This window comes from Oleiphilus sp. HI0080 (genome assembly GCF_001635135.1).
In genome coordinates this window covers 1-8,382 of the sequence record NZ_LWFU01000430.1, presented here as the reverse complement: position 1 = coordinate 8,382, position 8,382 = coordinate 1, and the positions used below count along the sequence as shown (strand labels likewise).

Here is an 8,382-nt window from a genome sequence, read left to right as displayed (position 1 = left end):
TCGGTTCGGAGTTATCGGGGTTTACAAAAGAGTCGTTTACCGTGTTTTTGGAAGGCGCTTCAGTGGTTGAACCGCTTCCAGGGTCTTTGGCGAGCAAAGTTGCGGGAGTCGACGTCTTAAATGAGCAGCTGAATGAGTGTGCTTGTGTTGATAGCTTGTCGCTTGCATTGCAGCAGCAAAGTGGTTTGGCGTGTGGAAAGAAAATCGTAACTAAAGATGGATTTGTTGTCAGCCGAACAAGTATACGATGTTTATCCACGGGAGAGGCGGGTGACGGTGTTGTAGTTCGTCAGGCTAAGATTGATCAGCTTTCTTTAGCGATTGCTGAACAGGATAGCGCATTGCAGTTGCTGCTTGATAGGCGAGATGTCGTCAACGAAAGGCTTGGAGAGTTATCCGTTAAGCTTGGTCACGAGAAGCGCAAACAAGAAACGTTTGCGCGAGAGCATTCGCAGCTTGCTGCAAAATTGAGTGCTGTGCGGGCGAGGCAAGAGCAAATGCATGAGCGGAGGCAGCGTATTGAAGAAGATATGCTCGGAATTTCGCATGAGTTGGAGGCTGATCGCGCCTCACTTGAGGTGGCTCGAGAAGCTTGGCAGCAAGCGATGGAGTCTCTTGATGCAATGGGCGAGGATCGCGCTCGTCATAGTGAGCAGAGGGATGTGTTGCGAGAAGCGATTGACCATGCGCGTGATGGGCAGCGCGACATTCAATCAAAAGTGCATGCGGTGACGCTGGCGAAACAAAAGGCGGCTGATCGTCTTGATGTGCTGCGTCATAGCGAGTTGGATTTACAGCGAAGTCTAGAAGCGATGCAGGCATCTTTGAATGCGTTGATTGATGAACAGGCGGATGTTGAGAAAATCGAGGTGCTGGAGTCTAGATTACAAGATGAGCTCGTGGCTCATGAACGAGATGAAAAGAAGCTCGTTGTTGCAAGGGAGGCGCAAGAGGATTTGCAGGCTCAGTTGAGAGAGTTGGAGCTTGCTCGGGAGAAGGGCGAGGGTGTTTTGCTCGACATGCGCGGTAAGCTTGAAAATCAGCGATTGCAAGTTCAGGCTCTCGAAATGGAGCAGACTAAAAAATTAGAGCGCATTACTGAGCTTGGCTTCGATCTCGAGGCATTGTCTCAAGAGTTAAATGATGCAGCTAACGCAGAGGTGTTGTCGAAAGAATCCCTGGAGCAGACCTTGGAAAAGCTCGCGAATCGCGTTCTTCGGCTTGGGCCAATTAACCTTGCTGCAGTCGATGAATACGAAGCTCAATCGGAGCGAAAAAATTATCTCGATCTTCAGAATGATGAGCTGGTTGAGGCTCTAGAGACGCTTGAGGGGGCTATTCGAAAAATAGATAAGGAGACGAGGGCTCGATTCAAGGAAACCTATGATCGTGTCAATTCGGGATTGCAGGATTTATTTCCGAAGATTTTTGGCGGCGGCAGTGCCAAGTTAGAGTTAACGGATAGCGACTTGCTCGAAACGGGTGTGTCGATCATCGCCCGTCCGCCAGGAAAAAATAATTCAACAATTCACTTATTATCGGGAGGAGAGAAAGCGCTAACGGCCTTGGCGCTCATCTTCTCTATCTTCAAGTTAAACCCTGCACCTTTTTGCATGTTAGATGAGGTTGACGCTCCGCTTGATGACGCGAATGTTGGGCGTTTTGCGCGACTGGTAAAGGAAATGTCATCTACGGTGCAGTTTATTTATATTTCTCATAATAAGGTCTCAATGGAGATGGCGGATCAACTGATGGGTGTCACGATGCATGAACCCGGGGTATCACGTCTTGTGTCGGTTGACATCGATGCTGCTGCTCGTCTAGCAGAAGCTTGACGCCAGTTATAAAACAATTAATTAAGCTTTAATCTTTGCCGTTGGTGTAACTCCATTTTTGACGATAATATATGGGGGTGCAATTAGTGGGTGCGCGAGTGTTGTCTGTGCGCCCGATTTCAGCTTTTAAAGCGCTATTCCAAACGAGCAAAAATTTAGCAATGAATCTTCGAGAATGGTTAATTGTTGCCGGCGTTGTCATTATCCTGGGTATTCTCATAGACGGCATTCGTCGTATGAGATTGGCTCGGCAAGATTCTCTTAAAATGTCTCGCGACCTTGGTGGTCAAATTGAAAGCTCGCCTCTTGATGATGATTTTAACCCCGAGTTACCTAGTGGAAGCGCCCGCGTTGTTGCTACAGGCGTCGATTCGGTCAATGAAGAAAATCACGTCTCTGGAATTTCCGCGATAGATGACGATTTCGAAGTAGGAGACGTCGAGCCAAGCCTAGGGCTGGATTTGGTTGATAATCAAGATTTTGGCGATATAAGCGCGAAGCAGAAGCCTGTTTCTAAGAAAGTGAAGGCCAGTAAAAGTGCCGCCGCCAAGGTTGCTAAATCGCCCGAGAAGAAAGGCGCAAATAAGCCTAGACAAAGTGACAAAACGGCAGCTCAAGAAACACCAGATCATGAAGTCATCGTCATAAACGTCGATGCGCGAACCGGGCAAGTGTTTTCCGGTGCGGCAATTAAAAAGTTACTTGAAGCATGCGGCATGCAGCATGGCGATATGTCGATCTTCCACCGTCATGAGGAGGACTTGCTCAGTCCTATTCAGTTTAGTGTTGCGAATGCTGTTGAACCTGGCTACTTTGATCCGGACAAGCTCGATTCGTTGACAACGCCTGGTGTGAGTTTTTTTATGAGTATTCCAGGCCCTAAAGACTACCTCAAAGCATTTGAGTTTATGTACGAAACAGCGAAGTGCTTTGCCGACAACTTGCAGGGCGAGCTGAAAGATGAGAATCGTAGCGTTCTAACGTCACAGACTATTGAGCATAGTAAGCAGCGCATTCGAGAGTTTGAACGCAAGCAGCTTTGTAAGGCTCGGCCTTGATATTAGGAAGTTAAGGTGACTCAAAAGTCTGTAGAGAGTTTGGCGGATGAGGTTGCGCATCTGTCAGCCCAGCTCAACGAGCACAATTACCGGTATTACGTGCTCAGTGCTCCAAGCGTTTCGGATGCAGACTATGATGTTTTGTTCCAAAAGCTCAAGGCGATCGAAGAGCTTCATCCCGAGCTAAAGCGCCCAGACTCCCCAACGCAACGTGTTGGCAGTGCACCCTCCAATGAGTTTAAACAAGTACAGCATCGGATCCCGATGCTGTCTCTAGATAATGTCTTCTCAACAGAAGATCTACGCGCCTTCTATGCTCGCCTAAAAGATAAGGTCGCGCCTGAAGAGGGTGGCCACTTCTCTGTTATTGCAGAGCCTAAATTAGATGGCGTTGCGGTTAGTCTTTTATACGTAGACGGCGTTTTGCAATATGGAGCGACGCGAGGGGACGGTCAGACAGGCGAAGATATCACACCAAACGTAAAGACCATCTCTAACATTCCTTTGCGGCTTCAGGGTGAAAACACCCCTAGGGAGCTAGAGGTTAGAGGGGAAATATTTATGTCGAAAGCTGTCTTCGAGGAGCTTAACGGCAAGGCTGAGGATAGTGGTGGCAAGGCCTTCGTCAATCCGCGTAATGCGGCATCAGGTAGTCTTCGTCAGCTTGATTCGCGTGTTACGGCGGCGCGAAAACTGAGTATGAATGCCTATTCTGTAGGTTTCTATTCGGATGATATTTCTTTCACATCTCACTTAGAGTCGCTGCGGGCTCTTGGTCGCTTTGGTTTTGTTGTGAACCCTCTGATTGAGGAGTTCAAAGACGCCAATGAGCTTGTTCATTACGTTGAAAGCATGAGTTCTAAGCGTTCTGAACTTGATTATGAGATAGACGGTCTTGTTTTTAAGGTAAACAGTTTCGCGCAACAGCAAGCCTTGGGGTTTGTCTCTCGAGCGCCCCGCTGGGCTACGGCCTATAAATTCCCAGCTGAGGAAGCGGAGACGATCTTGCAAAGTGTTGAGTTTCAGGTGGGGCGAACGGGAGCGATTACTCCCGTTGCACGTTTGAAACCGGTGTTTGTGGGAGGCGTGACTGTGAGTAACGCCACCTTACACAACATGGATGAAATTCAGCGGCTTGGTATTCGCGTTGGTGATACGGTCGCGATACAACGCGCAGGTGACGTGATTCCCAAGGTGTCTCGCCGTATTGCTTCAGGAGCCTGTTCGGAAGATATTTTTCTCCCTAATACCTGCCCGGTTTGTCATTCCCCGGTTGAACAGGACGGCTCTATTGCTCGATGTACCGGGGCTCTAGTTTGCTCGGCGCAGTTAAAAGAATCCATAAAGCATTTTGTTTCGCGCAAAGCATTTGATATCGATGGTATGGGCGACAAGCTTGTAGATCAGCTGGTTGAGAAAGAATTTATTAGGAGTGCTGCCGACATTTTTGATTTGACGGCACCCAATTTGGTTTTGCTTGAGCGGATGGGGCAGAAAAGTGCGGATAATCTTATTGCTGCTATTGATGCGTCAAAAGAGATCTCTCTCTCGCGTTTTATCTATGCGCTTGGTATTCGTGAGGTTGGTGAAACCACGGCTTTGACACTAGCACAAGCGCTTGATGATATTCATGATTTGTTTTCTTTTGAGGCGGAAAGGCTCGAGAGTTTAGATGATATTGGGCCGATCGTAGCTGGGCATGTTCTCGCGTTTACTGGTAACGAGGATAATCGCGTCCAAGTCGATAAATTGCTCGAAAAAGGTGTACATCCAAAGCCCTTGAAAAAACAGGCTTCTAAATCTGATTCGCCAGCGAGAGGAAAGGTGTTTGTTCTTACGGGCACCTTACCAAATTTTAGCCGCGATGAACTCAAAACAATGTTGATAGATGCAGGTGCGAAGGTAAGTGGTTCTGTGTCTAGCAAGACTGACTTTCTCGTTGCGGGCGAAAAGGCCGGTTCTAAATTGGCGAAAGCAGAGCAGCTTGGCATCGAAATTTTGTCTGAGGAGCAAGCTTTGGAGCTAATCTCCCAAGCATAGTGTGATGTACAGAACGTTTCTTGATCAGCATCCTGTAAAACTTCCACCCCTTTTAATACCATTCAACTACTAGATTTTTTCTTCTCATAGAACAATAACTGCCAAGCGGTGAGTGCGTTTATTTTGAAACCCCTTTTTCAACATCTTTTTGTACTGTGTGTAACGATCTTTCTGGTCGCCTGCGAAACAGAGCTACCTGATAATGATGTCAGAATCTTGAACGAATCAGCCTTGCCGACAGAGATGACCTGGTATGCGCCGGTAGATATCCCTATTGAAATAACCGGCGGCCAAGGTGGGTATGCAGTTCGGTATATTCAAAACCCTGAAAGCGGAATGAGTGAAGAGCTGATTGGTGAGTTTGAAGATGTAAATCGCGTTGAATTGGCTGTCGTGCATGATTCAGGTAATACCTTCCGGTTGCAAGGCGTTCCGGTACCGTCAGCTCTTTTAGATAGAAACCTTGACTCGGCCTATTGGATTGAGGTGACAGATGGAGTTTCTAGCATTGTTGTTAGAGTTGAGTTTTCTATTTCGGATGTTGCAATTGACGAGCTAGAAACGTTTGTGTCTTTTGCGGAGGGTGAAGCAAATCTCAGGGCGTCATCTGGGCCGGGGGTGCGAGGCAAGACGGTTTGTGAAGAGGCGACTGAGGTTGAACCCGACCCCATTTCTGTTGCGCAAGGGACAGCTTACCCGGTACAGGTTGTATTGAAGCTTTCCACCGCTGTTTCTGTCCCAGTAGTATTTGATGTCAGTGTACTTGAAGCAAGTAACGTAGAGCGAGTCGCTAGGTCTGGCGTGGATTTTTTACCTCTGCAGGGGCAGTTGTCGTTTGCCGAAGGTGTTACAGCATGTTCTGTAACCTTTTATGTAATTGATGACTCGGAGATTGAGGCGATCGAGTCGCTGTCTGTGTCGTTTGATGGTGAAAGAAACATTGTCGGTGATTTAGGGGTGTCGATCGTTAATGTGACAATTAACGACGACGAGCCGAGAGTTGAGCCCTTTGATTTGGAATACATTCAATCGCCTGGAGACACACTTGCGATCTCTTTTGAGATTGGTGCTCCAGCAGAAAAGGAGATCTTTGTTCCGGTCAACGTAAGCTTGTCAGAAACAAACCTGGAGGATGCGGATTATTCGTTAAATCCAGCCTCTCGAATTGTGTCGATTGCAGAAGGCGAATCTAGTGGCGTCTTCAGTATTTCTCTTGGTTCCCCGATGGTCACAGCAGAACCTGACCCCAAGCTAGTGATTGAGGTGCAGGGCGACAGTTCAAGTGACCCAAGGGGTGTGGTGAGCATTACGGTTAACAGCTTTAACAACACTGATCCTCTTGATTTAGACTCTGGCGAACACGCTGTTGCAGCTACAGAGGGGGCTGACAGTTTATATATTGCGACGGATTACCAGAATGGAGCGAACAATGCCGTTCGTATTCGAAGGTTAAGTAGTTTTGGTGAAGCGATGCTGTTGAATGGGGCGGAATTTTTCGAGCTTGGTGTTGCTGGGGCAGACTTTGCTGTGAAAGGCGTAGAGGTCATTTCAATGTCTAATGGGATCGACGAGCTCGCTTTAGTGATAGGCACCAACATCAATTACGCAGGTAGCCTTTGGGGCGGGACGGACTTTGTGCTAGTGAGGTTCTCTATCGCGGATGACGGCACGATTACCGAGCTGTCTCGAAGTCAGCACGGTTCAGAGAGTGATGATCTTGTTGAAAGCGTTCGTTTTTTTGACGATCAGGGGCTGGTAATTACAGGCAGCAGCTCTGGTTCTGCTCTTGATGGAGAGGCTGTGATTGCTCCGAGCGGCCAGGCTGATGGCTTCGTATATCTTTTTGATACCGGTTTAGGCTTGGATTATCGGCGTTTTATTGGTGATGATTCTGATAACGTAGCTTTAGGTTCAGGATTTACCGACACCGGGGTTCAGGTTTTGACTTCTGACGCGCAAGGAATCGAGGTCTCGAGTTTTGATGAGGATGGTTTTGTCGACTCAGATCTACCGATATTGGAGGTTAGGCAGTTTGCGAATTATGACTTTGGCGGCTCAGATAACTATGCCCGTGATCGCTTGGCGTTTCTTGTCTCATCGGAGTATGGAAGTGATCTCTCTGTAACGCCATCTTTGTCTAAGGATATATTTTTTTACGACCTGACCTTTAATGACTCGGGGTCGGCGAATTCGTTGTTTTCTATTGCTTCTAGCGAAGATGATGTCGCTATTGGTTTGGCAAAAATAGAAGATAAAGAGGTGCTTGGCATTGCCGGTGATACGCTTGGTGAATTTCAAGAAGGCGCGTCAATTTCGGGCGTTGGTGGTCGCGATGTGTTCTTTGCTTCGGTCGGTATTCAGGGGACACCAAGCTTAGGTATCGTTACTCAGTTTGGCACGCCGGGAGAAGACTACGCTATTGATATTGAGGCGGTGAACGATGAGAAGTTCTTGGTGCTTTGGAAAGAGAATCATACGTCTGGAGATGGAACGTTTCGATATCGAATAGCCCCCTTCGCACCTGACGGAACCAATCTCGCTCCCTTACCGTTTTAGCGTAGCTGCTCGATGTTCTCCAAAACCCTAGTTTTTAATCAGGCCTTTTTTTAGCCGTCGGACAAGGAAGCGAGAAGGGGATAGCATCTTCTGCATTTGATATGTGCTCATTATTGGTGTTGCCTTGATATGGGATGCAATCATATCGGCGCATGTGGGTGCGAAGGTGAGGCCTTTTGAGCCATATGCCACATTGATATACAAACCTTCTTGATATGCCCCGTATGTTGACTGACAAGCCTTTGCATTGTGTGCTAGCTCTGATAGCTGATCGACCATTTTTGGTCTATTCGGAACTGGCCCAGCGATAGGCGTGTAGTCCGCGCTCGTTGTTCTTAATCCTGCTGTTCCGCTAGTAATGGTATTGTGCCCATTTGGATCCCAGCCTTTTAGCCACTTTCCCAGTTGCTCTACGTTCTTTGCGTTATCTGCTATGCGATAGGTTGAGTCCAGATTTTTAAGGTCGTAAGTAGCGCCGATGTGCAGCTCATCGCTATTCTCTGCTCCTGGGCTTAGGTATCCTTCTCCGCAAACGACGCATGACAGATTGGCAAGTTCGGTGCTGAGAAGTTGACTGGTTTGACCTCTTAGCTGTTTAAGAGGTAGTTCGAGGTCAGGGATAAGATCCTTGACTCCAAAGGCATTGCAGAGCACGACGTATTCTGAGTTAAGAGTCTGGTCGGGTGTTTCAACGAGCCAGCTCTTGTCTTGCGCTTGTTCTAACCCAATGGCTTTGGTACTTCCGATAAACTGGACGTTAGCTCGTTGCAGCACATATTCAGCAAACGCTTTGGTATCAAGCCAGCCAGACTGCGGGAAAAAAAGACCTGTACTGTTAATCGCGATGCGGCTCTTGAACGACAGCTCGTCGGACGGCAATTGCTGAACAAAGC

General features: G+C 47.8%; 4 protein-coding genes and 1 pseudogene. 4 read left to right on the top strand and 1 reads right to left on the bottom strand.

Features of this window, described 5'->3' with window-relative positions:
* From A3751_RS08275 to A3751_RS08260, 4 genes and pseudogenes are all read left to right on the top strand, one after another.
* Window positions 1-1,835, top strand: a pseudogene (locus A3751_RS08275) (chromosome segregation protein SMC); the annotation flags it as partial.
* Between the two features lie 71 nt (window positions 1,836-1,906).
* Window positions 1,907-2,893: a cell division protein ZipA gene (zipA, locus tag A3751_RS08270; RefSeq protein ID WP_197466237.1), complete on the top strand. Its 987-nt coding sequence runs from the start codon at window positions 1,907-1,909 to the stop codon at window positions 2,891-2,893.
* Window positions 2,894-2,908: 15 nt separating this feature from the next.
* A complete protein-coding gene (gene ligA, locus A3751_RS08265; protein WP_068454270.1) occupies window positions 2,909-4,933 on the top strand; it encodes an NAD-dependent DNA ligase LigA in 2,025 nt (674 codons plus the stop codon).
* 123 nt (window positions 4,934-5,056) lie between these two features.
* The gene (locus A3751_RS08260) at window positions 5,057-7,489 is read left to right on the top strand and encodes a hypothetical protein (protein WP_156492335.1); all 2,433 of its coding nucleotides are present in this window, start codon (window positions 5,057-5,059) and stop codon (window positions 7,487-7,489) included.
* A 27-nt stretch (window positions 7,490-7,516) separates the two neighbouring features.
* Here the strand turns inward: A3751_RS08260 and mnmC are convergent.
* A partial coding sequence (gene mnmC / locus A3751_RS08255) for an FAD-dependent 5-carboxymethylaminomethyl-2-thiouridine(34) oxidoreductase MnmC (protein ID WP_156492334.1) occupies window positions 7,517-8,382 on the bottom strand: 866 nt, incomplete at its 5' end.